This is a genomic window from Sulfurihydrogenibium sp. YO3AOP1, from assembly GCF_000020325.1.
Taxonomy (GTDB): Bacteria; Aquificota; Aquificia; order Aquificales; family Hydrogenothermaceae; genus Sulfurihydrogenibium.
This window is the reverse complement of sequence record NC_010730.1, coordinates 1354334-1371880: the sequence shown is the minus strand read 5'-3', so window position 1 is coordinate 1371880 and position 17547 is coordinate 1354334. Positions and strand designations below refer to the sequence as shown.

Below are 17547 nucleotides of genomic sequence, written 5' to 3'. Positions count from 1 at the left end.
ATTATAATAACTATCCCTTTTGTGGAGGAGTGGCAGAGTGGACGAATGCGGGTGATTTGAAATCACTTGTGGGTTGACAGCCCACCGGGGGTTCGAATCCCTCCTCCTCCGCTTTTATATATTATTTATAATTTCTCAAAAAAATGCAACGCTTTCCCAGGCTGCAAATCCTTATCAATCGGTCTTAAAAAAGTTATTGCATTACACATTTTTTCATGCAAAGATTTTATTCCATTTAAATTCAACATCATAAAAATGAAAAAATTTATTTATTAAATATACCTTGGGGTGAGAAATCAGTAGTTTTTACAGGATTTAAAAAGAGATCCTTCGGACTTACATCCTCAGGATGACGAGGAAAGACAAACTTACAAAAATTCTGGAACAGTCTCTATTGAATATTAACGTATTACATCTCATCTTCTACCTCTCACTCCTCATCCCCTTACATACAGGTAGTTCATGAACTGTTCCAACATCCATCAATCTCTTACATTCTCACTTTTAACATTCTATAGCAGAGCGGAGAATTTTATATTATTATTTAAATTTTATATTATTATTTAAATTTTATATTATTATTTAAATTCTCACTCGACGTATTATTGTCATATTAGGTTAAAATAATACATAAGAATTACATAGGAGGAAACTGTCATGGCGGTTAAGTACACTGAATTGCTTGAAGAATTTATTAGAGACTCTGGGGCAGAGGGTGCTGTATTAGTAAGCGTTGATGGATTAGCTATTGCATCTGTACTTCCAAGTTCAGCAGATGAAGATAGAGTTGCAGCTATGGGTGCTGCTATATTATCCCTTGGTGAAAGGGTTACTTCAGAATTAAACAAAGGAAATCTTGAACAGTTATACATTAAAGGTTCTACTGGATATGTTATATTTACAGGAATTAAGGATGTTGCTGTTCTTGGAGTTCTTGCCCCAGTAAATGCAAAACTTGGACTGCTACTGATGGAAATTCAAAGAACAATTAAGAAGCTAGAACAAGAATTAAGTTAAAGTTAATTATTTATCGAAAAAGAAAAAATAAGGAGGTAATTAATATGGAGATTTTATTCGACAATGGAGTACACAAGAACATCTTATTAGAAGATTTTGGTCATGGAGAAATGGTTCAAGCAAACGTTCATTTGATTGTCGATAACGGCAAAGGCATGATTTTAGACCCAGGCGGTCATAAAGTTTTTAAACACCTACTCCAAGAAATAGGAATTTTAATAGGAGTTGATAATCTTCAATGGATATTTTTCTCACATCAAGACCCGGATATTGTTGCGGCTGCAAATGGATGGTTAATGACAACAAAGGCAACTGCCATAGCTTCAAAATTATGGCTTAGATTTATTCCACATTTTGGAGTAGATAGGCTTGTTGCAGATAGAATTAAAGGATTAGATGATGGAGGTACTATAATTACACTTGGAAATACGGATATGTATATAATTCCTGGCCATTGGCTACATTCCCCAGGAAATTTCCAAGTATACGATCCAGTATCTAAAATCTTGTATTCAGGAGACCTTGGTGCATCATTAGGACAAGATTATCAGTTCGTAAATGATTTTGAAGAACATATTAAATATATGGAAGGATTTCATAGAAGATATATTCCAAGCTCAAAAGCTTTTAAACTTTGGGCAAAAATGGTAAGACAGCTTGATATAGAAACTATCGCGCCACAGCACGGAGCAATCTTTAAGGGAAAAGAAATGGTTAATAAATTTATAGATTGGGTTAGTAGCTTAGAAGCAGGATTGGATATAATGGACGATGTTTATAAAATACCTACTAATAGGTTTGTAGTTTAATTGGTTGAGCATTATTCGGTCTTACATAAAGAAGTATTAGAATTTTCTAAGCTTATAGAAGGAGAAGTTTTTGTTGATGCTACTGTAGGGGGTGGTGGGCATTCATACCTTATTTTAAAGCAAAATCTAAACTTAAAATTAATTGGTTTAGATAAAGATGATTATGCATTAAAAGTAGCAAAAGAAAGACTTAAAGAGTTTGAAGATAGAATCACACTTGTTAAATCTTCATTTAAAGATTTAGATAAAGTTTTACAATCTCTGCAAATTAAAGAAATCAATGGAATCTTGTTTGATTTTGGGGTTTCAACCTTCCAGCTTAAATTAGAAAGAGGTTTTTCTTTTCAAAGAGAAGAGTTTTTAGATATGCGTATGGATACAACTCAAAAACTAACTGCCTATGATATAGTTAACTACTATAGAGAACAAGACCTTTACAACATAATAAAAACGTATGGTGAAGAAAAGTTTGCAAGCAAAATAGCTAAAAGTATAGTAGAGTATAGAAAAAAGAAAAAAATAGAAACCACAAAAGAGCTTGCAGATATAGTGTATAGATGTTATCCACCGAATTTAAGGCATGGAAAAATTCATCCAGCAACAAGAACATTCCAAGCTATAAGAATAGAAGTTAACAATGAGCTTAAAGATATTGAAGAAGGGCTTGAGAAAGCTATTAATCTACTGGCAAAAAACGGAATAATAATGGCAATCTCCTTCCACTCCTTAGAAGATAGAATCGTCAAAAATATGTTTAAAAAATATAAAGAATTAAAGTTTTTAGAAATTTTGACGAAAAAACCAATAACTCCATCAGATGAGGAAATTAAAGAAAATCCTGCATCAAGGAGTGCTAAACTAAGAGTTGGAAGGAGGATTTAAATGACAAGAAGTATAACAATAAATAGAGAAGAGCTGATTCAAGATATAAAAATTGGTTTAGGTAAATATAAACTTTATTTTGCAATCTTTTTCTCTTCTTTAATCATGCTTGTTGGATATAGTCAGCTAAATTATAAAATAGATAATGAAATCGTTCAGCTTAATCAAGAAAAAAATTACTTAATTGCAGAAAATTTTAAATTGAAAAAAGATATAGCTATATTATCATCGCCAGAAAGAATATCTCAATTGGCAAAAAATCAGCAAGGAATGAAATCTGTTGATTATAAGAGTGTTAAGTTTATTGAAAATAAACCTTAATGGATGAAAAAAGAACAAAAATAATCCTGTCCCTACTGCTTTTTGCATTTTTAATAGCAGGATTTAGAATACTTCAACTAAAACTTTTCCAAAGAGAAGAGTATCTTTCATACATTGAAAAACAATATTACACAGTAGAAGAAATTAACCTTCCAAGAGGCAGTATTTACGATACTAAAGGAAATTTTGTAGCCATAAGCGTTCCAACTCTTACCGTTTATGTAATTCCTAAATTTATCAAAGACAAAGAAAATGTAGCAAAACAACTATCTTTCCTTTTAAAAATTCCTTACGAAGAAATATATAACAAGCTAACATCAAGAAAAAACTATACAGTTATTTCAACAAATGTAGATAAAGCATTAAAACCTCAAATACTAAAATTAAGGTCGGATTTAAAAGAATGGAATATAGGTATTATTGATAATAGTATAAGGACTTATCCTTACGGACAAACAGCGGGTAGTACTATAGGATTTGTGAGTAAAAAAACAGGACTTGGTATGGAAGGGTTAGAAAGACAGCTTAACGACTATCTTGGTGGTGGTAAAGCAAAAATTCAGCTTTTAAAAGATGCTCAAGGTAATTTAATCTCTATAGAAAAAGTTGAATTAGGAAAATTAACATATAACGCGGTGTTGACAATAGACATGAACGTTCAATATATAGCTGAAGAAGCATTAAATGAGCTTGTAAATGAAAGAAATCCATTAGAAGCTGCCGTTTTAATCATGAACTCACATACTGGAGAAATTTTAGCTTCAGCTACATATCCAAACTACGACCCTAACAATTATGAAAAATATAAAACTTATAAAAATATAATTTTTCAGCATGCTTACGAGGTAGGTTCTGTAGCAAAGCCTATTTTTCTTGCAGAAGCCATTGATGAAAAAAAGGTTGATTTAAATGAAATAATTGACTGTCAAAATGGTGCTATTTACGTAGACGGAATTAGAATTAAAGACCATAAAAGATTTGGTTTATTAACACCGGTTCAGATTATACAGCATTCTTCTAACGTAGGTGCTATAAAGATTTCTTTAAGATTGGACCCGAAAAAAATATATCAGAAACTAAGAGATTTAGGATTTGGACAAAAAACAGGTGTTTTCCCTGGCGAGGCATACGGATTTTTAAGGGAGGATTTTAGACCTGTAAACATAGCCTATGCATCGATTGGACAAAACTGGACTGCAACCCCTCTTCAAGTTGGGTTAGCTTATTCAGCTTTTGCAAATGGTGGTTATCTTATAAAACCATTGCTGGTTAAAGGTCTGACTGATAATAGCGGAAACTACGTAAAAGTTTATCAGCCAGAAAAGATTAGAAAAGTTTTGAGTGATGAAAGTATACAAAAATTAAAACCGGTATTACAATTAGTTGTAGAAGATGGAACGGCTAAGTCTGGTAAATCTGATTACTTTACTATTGCAGGAAAAACAGGAACAGCTCAAAAATATGACCCAGCAATAAAGGCTTTGTCTAATTCTAAATGGTATACGTGGTTTGCAGGATTTTTTCCTGTCTCTGACCCAAAATTTACAGTTGTTATATTTGCAAATGAGCCTAAGCCAAAATTTCCGGGTGAACATATAGGTGGTGGTGTATCTGCTACAGTGTTAAAGAATTTAGTTGATAGGGTAATGTTTTATTATAAACAAAAACCAGATAAGGTCGTTAGTGAGAATAAGAAGTGAACTAACCCATCTTATGGAAGGAGGGGTTTTCCTGCTTCGACGCACGATGGCTTTTTTACGCTATAGGCAAGAATTGAAACATAAGTTTTTTATAAAGGATAATTTTTACGCTTTACGTTCAACATACACCTCACGTATCCCAAATCATGGTTCACAAACTTAAATTTTGGCTGTCCCATCCCCCTTCTCTATGTAAGTTTATAGATCTAAGTTTTCCGTTACCATGGCTTGGTTATGGTTAATAGTAGTTATGAATAATACGTCGGACGAGAAATTTAATAAAAGTAGAAGATTCTTTGCCGGCTTCAGAATGACAAATAAGGTTATCTTTTCTCTGATGTTTATCATTCAACCCTTAACTGTCATCGTATATTAAATATACCAAAAATTTTTAAACTATAAGAGAATAAGATTTTATAATAATTATAGACATGGGAGAAAAAAGGAAGGACAGATCAAGTGTTTGTCATTGGTCTTTTAAGACCGCTCAGGATGTTTTAGACTGTCCTTCCTCTACTTCCTAAAACCTGCAGTAAGAACATTAGGCTTTTAAGCCTGTATTTAACTACGATGATAGGTTATCAGGAAGTTTCTTTCATGTCAAGTATTTTATGAAAGGAGGTATTCTTATGAATGGCTACAAAATAGTCATAGGAATTGATGTATCTAAAAACTCATTTACTGCTACAGTTTTATATGATAACAAGAAAGAAAATTTTGAAGTTAAATCTGACCCAGTTGAGTTTGAAATGAAAATAAAGCCTTACCTTAAGAAGTTTAAAAAGTCAGATATGCTTATCATAATGGAGCATACAGGAGTTTACCATTTAAAGCTTGCTAATTATCTGTATGAAAATGACTATAATGTAGCAGTAGTAAATCCATTTTCAATAAAGAAATTTATGGAAGCTAAAATGACAAGAGTCAAAACAGATAAAGCTGATTCATTCTTTATAGCAGAATATGGAAGAACGTTTTTCGATGGAGAGCTTTATAAACCAAAATCAGATGTAGAAAAAGAAATAGAAGTAAAACTAAAGATATTGGAAGACTTACAACAGCAGCTTACAATGCTAAGAAACAAAAGAGAATCGTTAACCTATGGAGACTTATCAATAATTTTGTGTCTGGATTGAAAACTTTTTATTAAACAATTGTAAAATTTCATAAGAAGCTCCTTTAAAAGCAGGTATAGGTTTTTTCCATTTTCCATTCTTTAAATTATCTCTCTGTATAAGCAGATTTATCTCAAGAATGTCTACAGATTGAAAATATCCACCTAAATTTATTCTTACCTTCTCTATCATGCTATTAACACTTTCAACTGGATTTGTTGTGTATATGTGTTTTCTTAGATTTTCTGGATATTTTTAAAAAACATAAGTATCTCTCTTTGTTAGATTGAATATGTTTTATAAAGCTTGGATATTTAGATTTAAATCTACTACATAAATCATCTAATTTTTCTAATCCATCTTCATAATCTAAGCTGTTTTCTTTTATGTTTTTTAATTCTTTGTTAAATACTTGTGAATCTTCTTTATCCATCTGATTTCTAACGTTTCTTTGTAAATGGACTAAACATAGCTGATGGTCTGTAAAAGGAAACAGTGTTTCTATGGCTTTTGTTATCCCAGGAAAATCATCACTTACTATAAGCATTACCCTTTTTAGTCCTCTATCTATTAAATCATTGAATACTTTTATCCAGTCTGCTTTGTTTTCACAGTGGTATGCGTCTATATACAGTACAAATACATCTAATGAAAGCTCTCTTGTTTTGAAGACACTCAAGTCTTTCTATAAGTTGTTTTTTGATTGCATCCATATGTTGTTTTGAGTAGTTTAAGCCCAAGCTTTTTAATGTAGAATCTATCTTGCTTTCTGAGTATCCATTGGATACCAAACTCATAAGAAGGTCTATATAATCTTCATCAACTCTTTTGTAAGGGTCAGGTAATATTTGTGGTCTAAATTTACCCTTTCTATCTCTTGGGACATTTATGTTAAGCTTGAAAGAACCAGTATTTAGGCTTCTTTCATAATACCCATTTGCTTTGTTATCATCGTCATTTTCAAGAAAGAAATTTCTTTCTTGGTTCATAACTAACTCTACAACGGATTCTAAAAGCTTTCTTATACCTATCTTTTCTTGGGTTGTTATACCATTTGGGAAAAGTTCTTTTACCGCAGCATGTGTAAAGAAAAGTGGCTGGATAAAGAAGATGGGAAATCCATATGCAAGAAAGATATTATACATGGCAGCATTATCAGCAATAAGGTTTAACAAATACTGCAGAGAATTATACGAAAGATTAGTAAGTAAAGGTAAGGCTAAAAAGTTAGCATTAGTAGCTGTAGCACATAAGTTATTAAGGCAGGCATACGGTATATTAAAGAATAAAAGACCATTTGATGAAAATTTTTGTACTTGACATTTAACATAGAACATCCTTAGGACTTTAGTCCGAAGGGCCTCCTCTTTTAAAAAAGGTGAGAAAGTGAGTAAGTGAGAGGTGAGAAAGGACGGAGATTCTTCGCCGGCTGCAGAATGACGACGTGGATTTTTGAAATAATCTCTATCTACTTTACAATCTCTTTTGGATAAATTATTCTATCCCTGTAAACAAATACAGGCTTTAATTTCAATTCTAAATTTTCAATGTCTGTTTTATATTCTTGCATGATGAATTCATCTTTTAGTTTAAATGCTATTAAGTAGATTAGATATCTTGATAAGTCATCGTTTACAAGCTGAAACCATTTTATAGCTTCTGTATAGTGATTCTCATACATATGTTTTAAGCCCCTGTAGAACCATTTTTCTTTTGGCTCTACAGAGTTGTTTAACAATCTGTCTATTTCTTTTATGGTTAGCATATCATCGTCTTCTTTTAAAATTCTAATTTTAAGCTGTTTTAAATCCATCATCCAAAGTATTCTAAAAATCTTTCTAATCTAAATTTGACTCTTTCTATGCCTATAACTTCAACGAGTAAATCAAGCCCAACCCCGGAAGGTTCTCCCGTTAATGCGATTCTTATAGGATGGAACAAAGCCTTTCCTTTGTAGCCATACTCTTTTTGAATCTCTTTTGTGATGTTTTTAAAATCTTCTTTTGTAATAGCTGATAGGTTTTTAATTTTGTTATAAAAAATCTCTACAACTTTATAAACATTCTCATCAGATTTTACTTCATTAACTATCTCTTCTGTGTATGGAAATTCATCAACAAAGAAGACTTTAGCCCTTTCTTTGATTTCCATCAATGTTTCGATGCTATCTCTGATTGCAGACATAACTTTTTTGTAAAATTCATAGTCAGCTTTGTATCCAAAGCCTTCAAAAAAGGGAATAGCTCTTTTTGTTAAGTCGTCTAAATCAAGAATTTCTCTTATGTATACACCGTTCATCCATCTTAGTTTTGTTCTGTCAAATATTGCCGGAGATTTATTCACATCTTCAATTCTAAACTGCTTGATTATCTCCTCTTTTGATAAAATCTCTTTTTCTTCTTTTGGATGCCATCCAAGTAATGATAAATAGTTAAATACTGCCTCTGAAATAAATCCATCATCTTTTAATGCTCTAACAGATACAGCCCCATGTCTTTTTGATAGCTTTGTTCTATCTTCTCCAAGAATTATAGGCAGATGTGCAAATTGTGGAATCGCAAAACCAAGAGCTTCATATATTACTATCTGTTTTGGAGTGTTTGATAAATGGTCTTCTCCTCTAATTACGTGAGTTATTCCCATTAAAGCATCATCTATAACAACTACAAAGTTATAAACTGGCATGCCATCTTGTCTTACAATCACAAAATCTCCAAATTCCTTTGTATCTATCTCTACATGGCCTCTAATGATATCTTCAAATACCACCGTTTTATCCGGAACTTTAAATCTTATAACCGGTTTTATACTCTTACCTTCATAAAAGGCTCTTTCTTCCGGTGTTAGATTTCTGCATTTTCCGCTATATCTGTAAGGTCTTCCTTCTGCAATAGCTTTTTCTCTTTCCTGCTCTAACTCCTCTTCTGTACAGTAGCAGTAATAAGCATCACCTGACTTTAAAAGCTTATCAACATACTTCATGTATATTTCTAATCTTTCTGATTGTCTGTATGGACCGTGAGGACCTCCCGCATCCGGACCTTCGTCCCACTCAATCCCCATCCATTTTAAATCTTCCATAAGCATTTCTTCGTATTCTTTTTTAGACCTTTCTAAATCCGTATCTTCAATCCTGAGTATAAAAGTAGCGTTTTCATGTCTCGAAAATAGGTAATTAAAAAGTGCTGTTCTTGCATTCCCAAGATGTAAATAACCTGTTGGACTTGGTGCAAATCTAACTCTCTTCATTCATTCCTCCATTTATATTAATTCGCAAAAATATTTTATCTGTCGATATGTTGAGTAAGAAATTTAATATTCAATAAAAGTCAATATTCAATAAAAGTAGGAGATTCTTCGCCGCCTTCAGAATGACAAATTAGGTTATCCTTTCTCTGATGCTTACCATTCAACCTTTCTCTGTCATCCTGAGGCCGCAAGGCCGAAGGATCTCATTTTTAAATTTTATAAAAGTCTCTATTTTTACCCAACGTATTCATCAAAAATCAATCTTTATCCATCTTCTTGCGTAAACTGTGTCGGTTTAGAATATACTATATTTCTGTTTCTTCATCAAAAACAAAAAACAAACTTTGATACAAAATAAGCAGCTGCCATTCCAAGAACAAGGCTTATGATAGTCAATATTATTTTAGCACTTCTTTCTATTTCTTTCTTTTGTAGCTCTTGAATTTTATCTTTTTCATCATCAAAAATTTTTAAAATTTCAGATTTACTTAAGTTGTTTAAAATCTTTTTATCTTTTAAATCATATGTAGCATACAAGATTTTGTTAGAGTTAAACGGTTTTAAGTATAAATAAAGAATATCTTTTTCTATATCGCCTTCAATGGTTATAAATTCTATTATGTCTCTATATTCATCATAGATTGATTCACCAAGAATTTGTTTTAAGATTTGGTAAGGAATATAGTCAAGATTTTCTCCAAAAAAAGCATTTTTCATGCCTTAACACCAAACTTTTTACGTTTAGCTTGAATAAATTTTTTAATCTCGTTCCAGCTGTAAGTATTTAATATATCTTCTTTTTTTGCCCAGCCCCTTCTTGCATTTGCAACCCCTATTTTCATATAAGCAAAGTTTCCAAGATTGTGGCTATCTGTTGAAATTACTAATTTAACTCCATTCTCAACTGCTTTTTTTATCATCACATCCGGTAAGTCCATTCTTAAAGGCTGTGCGTTTATTTCAAGTGCGGTGTTTGTCTCTTTTGCAACTTTAAATATCTCATCAGATAAAGGATAACCTTCTCTAACACCGATGGTCCTTCCTGTTGGATGCCCTATTACACATACATAAGGGTTTTCCATTGCTTTTATAATTCTGTCTGTATTGTCTCTGTTAAAATGTGTATGAATAGATGCAACTACCCAATCAAGCTTTGCGAGTATCTCATCCGGCAAATCAAGAGAGCCATCAAGCATAATATCTACTTCTATTCCCTTTTTTATAAAGTCAAATCCAAGTTTTTTATTTATTTTATCTATCTCTTCAATCTGTTTTAAAACATCTTCTTCTGTTAGTCCATGGGCTACTCTTACGGCTTTTGAGTGGTCTGTAATCGCGAAATATTCATATTTATAGTTTTCAAGTAAAAATTTTGCTATTTCTTCTATTTTGTTAAATCCATCCGTCCATGTTGAATGACAATGCAAGTCTCCTTTAATATCTTCAAGCTCTACCAATCTTGGAATGCTCTTTTTTAAAGCAAGCTCAATTTCTCCTCTGTCTTCTCGCATTTCAGGGGGAATCCACTGCATTCCTACTATCTCATATACTTCTTCCTCAGTAGCTCCTGCAAGCCTTTTTTCTGTCTTTGCATCAAAAACACCATATTCACTGACCTTTAATCCTTTTTGCTTAGCTATTTCTCTAAAATGTACGTTATGCTCTTTTGAACCTGTAAAGTATTGAAGACCACTACCCCATTCTTCTGGTTTTAGTACTCTTAAATCTACCTGTCTATCTTTTTCTTTTATAATAACACTTGCTTTTGTATCACCTTTAGCAAGAACTTCTTTAACATCTTCTAAATTAACAAAATAATTTATAATCTTATCTCTGTCTTTATCATCACAGGATATAAGAATATCAATGTCTCCAATAGTTTCTTTCCTTCTTCTTAAACTTCCTGCAAGCTCAATATTTTTAATCTCTTTAAGCTGTTTTAATTTAGCTAATAATGTTTCTCCTATTTGTAAAGCTTCCCACAGTAAAAGTCTATTCTTAGAAGCTTCGTAAAGCTCAAGACCTTTTAGCATATTTTGAACTTTCTTTTCTCCAAAACCCTTTAGCTTTGCAACTCTTCCATCTTTTAATGCTTCTATTAAATCTTTTTTATTGTTAATACCGAGCTCCTCATAAATTCTTTTTAAAGTTTTTGGTCCAAAGCCAGGTACTTCCATAAGCTCTAAAAAATCTTCAGGTATTAATTTTTTAAGCTCTTCATATTTTTGTATTTTTCCTGTTTTGATATACTCTAAGATTTTATCGAAAGTATGAGAACCAATTCCTCTTATATCGTTTATTTTACCGGTAGCAATATAATTTCTAATATCATCAGGCAAATCTTCTAATATCTGTGCTGCTTTAACATAAGCCAATGCTCTGAACTTGTCGTCTAAAAATTCGTAAATGTGAGACATATTTTTAAAGATTTTTGCTAATTCTTTGTTGATGTTTTGATACATCTTTTTTACCCTTCTATAAACTCTCTTAACTTCTTTCCTACATCTGCTTCTTTCATTAAAGATTCTCCTATTAAAAATGCGTCAACTTGATAATTTTTCAACTCAAGCAGCTGTTGTCTGCTCTCTAATCCGCTTTCTGCAACTACAACTTCAGATCCGATCTCTTTTAGATACGGTGCAAGCTCTTTTGATAGATTTATATCAACTGTAAAATCTTCCAAATTTCTATTATTTATTCCAATAATTCTTGCTCCTGCTTCTACAGATTTTTCACCTTCTTCTCTACTGTGAACTTCTACCAATGGCTCCATGTCAAGCTCTCTTCCAAAATCTATAAGTCTCTTTAAACTTTCTTTATCCAAGACTTTTGCTATTAATAGATAACTATCAGCACCATATGCATAAGCTTCCAAAATCTGCCTTTCATCTATGATAAAGTCTTTTCTAAGCAATGGAATATTTACTTCTGTTGAAATTTGATAAAGATACGCAATATCTCCTTGAAAATACTGTTTATCTGTTAGTACAGAAATTGCTTTTGCTCCATTTTTTTCATAAGATTTTGCTATATCAACAGGGTCAAAATAATGTCTGATTATTCCTTTAGACGGAGAAGCTTTTTTAACTTCTGCAATAATATTGATACTCTTTCCGGAAATGGCTTTTTTAAAGTTTAAGACTTTTTTATTTCTTTCTATTGCCAGTTTTTCTAAATGTTTTAAATACTGAGAAGTGTAATTTTCAAGCTCTTCTCTTTTTGTCTGAATAATCTTGTCTAATATATTCATTTCCTACCTCAATACCATAAGTAGTATAAAATTCCTAAAATAATTCTATAAATACCAAAGGGAATAAATGAATGATTTGAAATAAATTTTAAAAGCCATTTTATCGCAAATAAAGCAGATATAAAAGCAACTACAAAGCCTACTATTAGATTTTCCCAATCTGAAAGATTAAAATTTGAACGATTTTTGTAAACATCATAAAAAGTTGCCATAAACATCGTTGGAACTGCAAGCATAAAAGAAAATTCCGCCGCTGTTTTTCTGTCTAATCCAAGAAGTAATCCACCTACAATAGTAGCACCAGACCTTGAAGTACCAGGAACCATAGCCAAAGATTGAAAAACTCCTATCAAAAACGCTTTTTGATATGGCACTTCATATATTGAGTTAATATCATAACTTTTATTTTTATGATAAAGTTCTATCAATATTAAAAGCAGTCCTCCAAAAACAAGCATGAAAACAACTATATAAGGATTAAACAAACTTTTGATGATTTTGTATAAAACAAATCCTAAAATACCCGTTGGAATAAATGCTATCAGTATTCTTTTCATTAAATTTGTATCTAAAAACTTCTTAAAGTATAAAAATACAACTGCCAATATTGAACCAAGCTGAATTGATACTTCAAAGGCTTTATGTTGTTCTGTCTGCTGTATTCCAAGCAGATTTGAAACTAATATTAAATGGCCTGTTGATGAGATAGGTAAAAACTCTGTAAGACCTTCCACTATTCCTAAAATAACAGCTTCTAAGGTTGTCAATAGATACTCCCAAATTAGTTTTTAATCAAATTTTACCATAATATCATGAGGAAGTGAGAAAATGAGTAGGTGAGTAAGTGAAATGTTTACCTCTTACCTTTCACATCTGGGGCTGCTTTAAAAATTTTTGTAAGTTTATCTTTATAACTTCATTGTGAGGACTTTAGTCCGAAGGATCACCTCTTTTAAAGAAGGTGAGTAAGTGAGCAGAGGCAATTCATGAATTGCCCATACATTGAATAAGAGAGAGGTAAAAGAATGGAGATTCTTCCCACGACTTTAGAATGACGATCAAAAGGTAATTAATTTTCAGACTTAGCTAAAATTTGCTTCTTATTCTTCACGTCTCACCATCTAACCACCAAAACTTTGGTTGTGATAGAATATTATTTTTGTTAAAGTTTTTTAATGAAGTTTTCTTTTTCTGAGTTAAATTTATTTTAAATTCATCTTTTGTAAGGAGTCTAAGAATGATTTTGATAAAGAACGGACATATTGTAGACCCACAAAACAATCTGAATGATAAATTTGATATATTAATTGAAAAAGGAGAAATTAAAAAAATAGAAAAAAATATTCAACCTTTTGCAGGTTGTGAGGTTATTGATGCAGAAGGAAAGATTATAACTCCATCTTTTACAGATATACACGTTCATTTTAGAGACCCTGGTCAAACTTACAAAGAAGATATAGAATCTGGCAGCAAAGCAGCTGTTGCTGGTGGATACACAACCGTTGTATGTATGCCAAATACTATACCTGCTATTGATGACGTACCAATCGTAAGATACATTATAGAAAAAGGTGAAGAAATAGGATTATGTAGAGTTCTTCCATCTGCTGCAATAACAAAAGGAAGAAAAGGAAAAGAGCTTACAGAAATGGCACTGCTTAAGGATGCAGGAGCTGTCTACTTTACAGATGATGGTGCTCCTGTCATGGATTCTTTCATAATGAGAAAAGCGATGGAGTATGCCGGCTCTCTTGGAACCTTTGTTGCTGACCACTGTGAAGACTTAAACCTTTCACAAAACGGCGTTGCCCACGAAGGAGAAATAGCAGCTGCACTTGGACTTCCACCACTTCCACCAGAAGCAGAAGATACAATGGTAGCAAGAGATTGCATATTATCCATACAAACAGGAATGCCAGTTCATATATGCCATATATCCACAAAGCTATCTGTTGAGATTGTGGCTTGGGCTAAAGCAATGGGAGCAAAAGTAACCGCTGAAGTAACCCCACATCACTTATACCTGACTGATGAAGAATTTTTAGATTTTTCTTGCATAGCAAAAGTTTCACCACCACTAAGAACCCATGAAGACATAGAAGCAACCAGATGGGCTCTTGCAAGCGGTATTATTGATTTTGTAGCAACCGACCACGCACCACATGCACATTATGAAAAGATGCAAGAATTACAGGCTTGTCCACCGGGAATGCTTGGACTACAATTTGCACTCCCTATAGTTTTAGAACTTGTTAAGAAAGACTACTTTGATTTAAACAGAATGGTTGAAGTAATGTCAATACAGCCAGCTAAAAAAATTGGATTAAAACCACCACAAATCAAAGAAGGCGAGATTGCCGAGTTAACTATCTTTGACCCATTTGAAACTTGGGAAGTTAATAAAGAAACAATATTATCAAAAAGTAAAAACACACCATTGCTTGGCAGAAAATTAACCGGCAAAGTTAAATATACATTCTTTAAGGGAAAAATCGTTTACAGAGATTAACTATGATAAACAAAATTTATGATTCATTAAAAGAAGTTTATGACCCAGAAATTCCATTAGACATTGTAAATTTAGGTTTAGTAAAGGCAATAGATATAAAAGATAATTGTATAAATATTGTCTTAATGCTTACATCTCCAACCTGTCCTCTTCAAAACGTAATAGTCTCTCAAGTAATTAATAAACTTAAAAATGATTTAAACATTGAAAACATTAACATCACTCTTGATTTTACAACGTCTTGGTCTACTTCTCTAATTACAAAAGAAGGTAAAGAAAAACTACAAAAACTTGGCTGAAGATTTAACAGAGAAAAATTCGGTCAATTGTTTATGAGTATATTGATTTAAAAAAATACCTTGGGTGAGAAATAAGTGATTTTTATAGAATTTAAAAAAGGAGATCCTTCGAACTTACGTCCTCAGGATGACAAAGAAAGTGAAAGTAGAGGCAATTCATGAATTGCCCTTACACATCGTACGTTAAGGTTGCTTATTTATCATTTTGCAGCCGGCGAAGAATCTCCTACCTTTACCCAATTTCTCACCCGACGTATTTTTAGAAATTCTCACCGGATGAATATCAATTAATGATATTAATCATAGAGTTAATTTCAGAATTTAAGATATATTTATCTTAAATTAATATCAGAGGCTTGATAATGTTTGAAAAAGAAATAGAAGAGTTGATTGATGAACATAAGGCAATTAATAAAGTTTTAAGAGAATTTGAAAAGAAGTTAGATAATTTTACAGTTTTAGATGCAGAAAATTTACTCAATTTTGTATTAACAGAAGTTGAAAATCATGCGAATAAAGAAGATGAAATATTCTTGCCGAAAGTCTTAAAAATTTATCCAAATTATGATGCAGAATCATTTTCTTTTGCACATTCAACTATTAGAGAAGAAGCAGATTATCTAAAACAAGCTATTAAAGATGTTAACCTTGGAAAATCTAAGGAAGATATCTTAAAGACATATGCCAAAAAGTTGATAAAAATGATTTACGACCATTTTCTTGAGGAAGAAAATTTCTTTTTTCCAGATATAAAAAGAATCAAAGAAAAAGATGGAAAATATATCATGGAAGAAATAGATTTAAAAGAAGAAAAAGAATGGCTGTAAAGGAGATAACATGAGTTTGATAATCTACAAACATAATTTTAATACCAAATTTTCTGATGAAAAGGTTGTCATAGAAAAAGTAGCAGATACTCAAAATGCAAGAATTTTACTATTCTTTTTAAAGAAAGGTCAGATTGTAAATTTACATCAATCACCATCTGATGTTATTTTAACTGTTTTAGAAGGTAATGGAAGGTTTTTTATTGGAAGTAAAGAAGAATACAGAGATTTAAGTACAGGAGAAACCATAATTTACGAGCCTAATGAACCTCATGGATTTGAAGCATTAGAAAATTTAGTTGTACAAGCTATAATTACACCTATTCCAACTAAAAAGATTAGCTTGTAATGTTTTACGTATCAAAGATATCAACTTACTTCTTTATCTTAGGATTTTTAAATTTATTTTTATCTTTGTATTACAAATATCAAGAGAATCTTTTAAACACTGCCATTATTTCTGTATTTGGTTTTATTCTTTCAATTATATTAGGCGGACTATATCAAATATTTCCAAACTCTCAAAATGTTAAGCTTAAATATGAAAAACTTTCTTATATTGTTTTATCGCTTTTAATTTTTTCAACCGTCAGTTTTGTATTAAATCAGATTAAAATAGCCGGATTTCTAATTTTATTTGGAATTTTGATTTTTTTATTTCAAATTTTTACAACTTTGAAAACTATTAAACCGCTTACTATAAGATTTATATTTACTGGAATTTTAAATTTATTTTTGTCAATTTTATTTCTTAATCTTTATTTATATAGCAACATTTTGACTCTCAAGCTTTCAATCCATACATTTACCTTAGGAGTTTTATTAAACCTTGTTATTGGTGTTCAATTTGCTTGGATACCGATGTTGACCATGAAAGTTTTAAATTTAAAATTAGCTGAAAAAGTTTTTTATTTATATCAGTTTTCTGTATTGATGACTATTATAGCTTTTTTCTATGGAGATTATAATTTAATAGCACTTTCTGGCTTTTTGATTTTAATAGGAGTATTTGGCTTTTTATATACCATTTATATTTCTGTTTTTAAAGGTGGAAAAATATTAAGCATTCCTGTTGTTATAAAATATTTTTTAACTGCATGGCTGATTTTCGTTATTGGTGGTGGAATTGGTGTATATTTGGCAAGTTTTGCTGATTTTAGTTTAATTTTTTATCATATTAATATAATGATTTATGGTTTTGCATATTTAACTATTCTTGGTGGCATTCTTCATTTACTGCCGAGAATTATTTGGAATTTAAAATATATAGAAAAAGCAAGACAGGGGAAAGAAGTTCCGCAGATTTCTAAAATGATAGATGAAAATTATGCTCTTTTATATCTAAAAATCTTTATCATTCTGTTAATTTCATCATTTATCTTGGAACTTCTTAATTTTAAAAATCTTTCTGTTTTAATCATAGGCTATTTAGTTTTAAGTAGCTTATTTTTATTTAAGAATGTTTTCAGATTCTATTTTATAGATTAGAATTTACTGATTGTTGATTTTAAGGAAAATTGAAATAATCTTTAAGTGACTTATATTTAAATCATCATATCAAACAAAAAG

General features: G+C 31.3%; 19 protein-coding genes, 1 tRNA gene and 2 pseudogenes. 13 read left to right on the top strand and 9 right to left on the bottom strand.

Annotated features, from left to right (window positions below):
• Window positions 1-23 precede the first annotated feature (23 nt).
• From SYO3AOP1_RS06870 to SYO3AOP1_RS06840, 7 genes and pseudogenes are all read left to right on the top strand, one after another.
• A tRNA-Ser gene (locus SYO3AOP1_RS06870) sits at window positions 24-111 on the top strand.
• 546 nt (window positions 112-657) lie between these two features.
• Window positions 658-1017: a roadblock/LC7 domain-containing protein gene (locus SYO3AOP1_RS06865; RefSeq protein ID WP_012460000.1), complete on the top strand. Its 360-nt coding sequence runs from the start codon at window positions 658-660 to the stop codon at window positions 1015-1017.
• A 44-nt stretch (window positions 1018-1061) separates the two neighbouring features.
• Window positions 1062-1826, top strand: a complete 765-nt coding sequence (locus SYO3AOP1_RS06860) for an MBL fold metallo-hydrolase (RefSeq protein WP_012459999.1) — start codon at window positions 1062-1064, stop codon at window positions 1824-1826.
• On the top strand, window positions 1827-2708 hold the full coding sequence (gene rsmH / locus SYO3AOP1_RS06855; RefSeq protein WP_012459998.1) for a 16S rRNA (cytosine(1402)-N(4))-methyltransferase RsmH: 882 nt from the start codon (window positions 1827-1829) through the stop codon (window positions 2706-2708).
• Window positions 2709-3029 (top strand): septum formation initiator family protein, encoded by a 321-nt coding sequence (locus SYO3AOP1_RS06850; protein WP_012459997.1) that lies wholly within the window; start codon window positions 2709-2711, stop codon window positions 3027-3029.
• Complete coding sequence (locus tag SYO3AOP1_RS06845; protein WP_012459996.1) at window positions 3029-4729, top strand: penicillin-binding protein 2; 1701 nt, start codon at window positions 3029-3031, stop codon at window positions 4727-4729. Before SYO3AOP1_RS06850 ends, SYO3AOP1_RS06845 begins: the two co-directional genes overlap by 1 nt.
• Before the next feature lie 629 nt (window positions 4730-5358).
• Window positions 5359-5832, top strand: a pseudogene (locus SYO3AOP1_RS06840) (transposase); the annotation flags it as partial.
• Between the two features lie 9 nt (window positions 5833-5841).
• On the opposite strand, the gene SYO3AOP1_RS09765 reads toward SYO3AOP1_RS06840, so the two are convergent.
• From SYO3AOP1_RS09765 to SYO3AOP1_RS09755, 3 genes are read right to left on the bottom strand one after another with little or no spacing between them, the layout of a single operon-like run.
• Complete coding sequence (locus SYO3AOP1_RS09765) at window positions 5842-6036, bottom strand: hypothetical protein (protein ID WP_281340554.1); 195 nt, start codon at window positions 6034-6036, stop codon at window positions 5842-5844.
• Between the two features lie 13 nt (window positions 6037-6049).
• Window positions 6050-6523 (bottom strand): transposase, encoded by a 474-nt coding sequence (locus tag SYO3AOP1_RS09760; RefSeq protein WP_281340617.1) that lies wholly within the window; start codon window positions 6521-6523, stop codon window positions 6050-6052.
• Window positions 6453-6833: a transposase gene (locus SYO3AOP1_RS09755; RefSeq protein ID WP_343122254.1), complete on the bottom strand. Its 381-nt coding sequence runs from the start codon at window positions 6831-6833 to the stop codon at window positions 6453-6455. Before SYO3AOP1_RS09755 ends, SYO3AOP1_RS09760 begins: the two co-directional genes overlap by 71 nt.
• Window positions 6834-6915: 82 nt before the next feature.
• Here SYO3AOP1_RS09755 and SYO3AOP1_RS06830 point away from each other — a divergent pair.
• Window positions 6916-7164, top strand: a pseudogene (locus SYO3AOP1_RS06830) (transposase); the annotation flags it as partial.
• Window positions 7165-7312: 148 nt separating this feature from the next.
• On the opposite strand, the gene SYO3AOP1_RS06825 reads toward SYO3AOP1_RS06830, so the two are convergent.
• The 6 genes from SYO3AOP1_RS06825 to SYO3AOP1_RS06800 all read right to left on the bottom strand — a co-directional run bounded on the left by SYO3AOP1_RS06825 (window position 7313) and on the right by SYO3AOP1_RS06800 (window position 13110).
• Window positions 7313-7660: a hypothetical protein gene (locus tag SYO3AOP1_RS06825; protein WP_012459995.1), complete on the bottom strand. Its 348-nt coding sequence runs from the start codon at window positions 7658-7660 to the stop codon at window positions 7313-7315.
• Complete coding sequence (gene gltX / locus SYO3AOP1_RS06820) at window positions 7657-9093, bottom strand: glutamate--tRNA ligase (protein WP_012459994.1); 1437 nt, start codon at window positions 9091-9093, stop codon at window positions 7657-7659. The genes SYO3AOP1_RS06825 and gltX overlap by 4 nt, the downstream gene beginning before the upstream one ends.
• Before the next feature lie 324 nt (window positions 9094-9417).
• The gene (locus SYO3AOP1_RS06815; protein ID WP_012459993.1) at window positions 9418-9810 is read right to left on the bottom strand and encodes a hypothetical protein; all 393 of its coding nucleotides are present in this window, start codon (window positions 9808-9810) and stop codon (window positions 9418-9420) included.
• On the bottom strand, window positions 9807-11555 hold the full coding sequence (gene polX, locus SYO3AOP1_RS06810) for a DNA polymerase/3'-5' exonuclease PolX (RefSeq protein WP_012459992.1): 1749 nt from the start codon (window positions 11553-11555) through the stop codon (window positions 9807-9809). Before polX ends, SYO3AOP1_RS06815 begins: the two co-directional genes overlap by 4 nt.
• A gap of 5 nt (window positions 11556-11560) precedes the next feature.
• Entirely contained in the window at window positions 11561-12343 is a 783-nt protein-coding gene (gene trpC, locus SYO3AOP1_RS06805; protein ID WP_012459991.1) for an indole-3-glycerol phosphate synthase TrpC, read from the bottom strand.
• Between the two features lie 8 nt (window positions 12344-12351).
• Window positions 12352-13110, bottom strand: coding sequence for an undecaprenyl-diphosphate phosphatase (locus SYO3AOP1_RS06800; protein ID WP_012459990.1), 759 nt, complete (start codon window positions 13108-13110; stop codon window positions 12352-12354).
• Between the two features lie 470 nt (window positions 13111-13580).
• Between SYO3AOP1_RS06800 and SYO3AOP1_RS06795 the strand changes: the two genes are divergently transcribed.
• The 5 genes from SYO3AOP1_RS06795 to SYO3AOP1_RS06775 all read left to right on the top strand — a co-directional run bounded on the left by SYO3AOP1_RS06795 (window position 13581) and on the right by SYO3AOP1_RS06775 (window position 17466).
• Window positions 13581-14852, top strand: a complete 1272-nt coding sequence (locus SYO3AOP1_RS06795) for a dihydroorotase (RefSeq protein ID WP_012459989.1) — start codon at window positions 13581-13583, stop codon at window positions 14850-14852.
• A gap of 2 nt (window positions 14853-14854) precedes the next feature.
• Window positions 14855-15151, top strand: coding sequence for a metal-sulfur cluster assembly factor (locus SYO3AOP1_RS06790; protein WP_012459988.1), 297 nt, complete (start codon window positions 14855-14857; stop codon window positions 15149-15151).
• A 362-nt stretch (window positions 15152-15513) separates the two neighbouring features.
• Window positions 15514-15978 carry a hemerythrin domain-containing protein gene (locus tag SYO3AOP1_RS06785; RefSeq protein ID WP_012459987.1) on the top strand — a complete coding sequence of 155 codons (465 nt, stop codon included), beginning with the start codon at window positions 15514-15516 and terminating at the stop codon, window positions 15976-15978.
• A gap of 10 nt (window positions 15979-15988) precedes the next feature.
• Entirely contained in the window at window positions 15989-16327 is a 339-nt protein-coding gene (locus tag SYO3AOP1_RS06780; RefSeq protein WP_012459986.1) for a cupin domain-containing protein, read from the top strand.
• Entirely contained in the window at window positions 16327-17466 is a 1140-nt protein-coding gene (locus SYO3AOP1_RS06775) for a hypothetical protein (protein ID WP_012459985.1), read from the top strand. The genes SYO3AOP1_RS06780 and SYO3AOP1_RS06775 overlap by 1 nt, the downstream gene beginning before the upstream one ends.
• Window positions 17467-17547 lie beyond the last annotated feature (81 nt).

Bases quoted from the DNA above. Each gene is read 5' to 3' on its own strand.
- SYO3AOP1_RS06865 (WP_012460000.1), top strand. From the start codon at position 658: ATGGCGGTTAAGTACACTGAATTGCTTGAAGAATTTATTAGAGACTCT.
- SYO3AOP1_RS06860 (WP_012459999.1), top strand. From the start codon at position 1,062: ATGGAGATTTTATTCGACAATGGAGTACACAAGAACATCTTATTAGAA.
- SYO3AOP1_RS06850 (WP_012459997.1), top strand. From the start codon at position 2,709: ATGACAAGAAGTATAACAATAAATAGAGAAGAGCTGATTCAAGATATA.
- SYO3AOP1_RS06845 (WP_012459996.1), top strand. From the start codon at position 3,029: ATGGATGAAAAAAGAACAAAAATAATCCTGTCCCTACTGCTTTTTGCA.
- SYO3AOP1_RS09765 (WP_281340554.1), bottom strand. From the start codon at position 6,036: ATGATAGAGAAGGTAAGAATAAATTTAGGTGGATATTTTCAATCTGTA.
- SYO3AOP1_RS09755 (WP_343122254.1), bottom strand. From the start codon at position 6,833: ATGAACCAAGAAAGAAATTTCTTTCTTGAAAATGACGATGATAACAAA.
- SYO3AOP1_RS06825 (WP_012459995.1), bottom strand. From the start codon at position 7,660: ATGATGGATTTAAAACAGCTTAAAATTAGAATTTTAAAAGAAGACGAT.
- gltX (WP_012459994.1), bottom strand. From the start codon at position 9,093: ATGAAGAGAGTTAGATTTGCACCAAGTCCAACAGGTTATTTACATCTT.
- SYO3AOP1_RS06815 (WP_012459993.1), bottom strand. From the start codon at position 9,810: ATGAAAAATGCTTTTTTTGGAGAAAATCTTGACTATATTCCTTACCAA.
- polX (WP_012459992.1), bottom strand. From the start codon at position 11,555: ATGTATCAAAACATCAACAAAGAATTAGCAAAAATCTTTAAAAATATG.
- trpC (WP_012459991.1), bottom strand. From the start codon at position 12,343: ATGAATATATTAGACAAGATTATTCAGACAAAAAGAGAAGAGCTTGAA.
- SYO3AOP1_RS06795 (WP_012459989.1), top strand. From the start codon at position 13,581: ATGATTTTGATAAAGAACGGACATATTGTAGACCCACAAAACAATCTG.
- SYO3AOP1_RS06790 (WP_012459988.1), top strand. From the start codon at position 14,855: ATGATAAACAAAATTTATGATTCATTAAAAGAAGTTTATGACCCAGAA.
- SYO3AOP1_RS06785 (WP_012459987.1), top strand. From the start codon at position 15,514: ATGTTTGAAAAAGAAATAGAAGAGTTGATTGATGAACATAAGGCAATT.
- SYO3AOP1_RS06780 (WP_012459986.1), top strand. From the start codon at position 15,989: ATGAGTTTGATAATCTACAAACATAATTTTAATACCAAATTTTCTGAT.
- SYO3AOP1_RS06775 (WP_012459985.1), top strand. From the start codon at position 16,327: ATGTTTTACGTATCAAAGATATCAACTTACTTCTTTATCTTAGGATTT.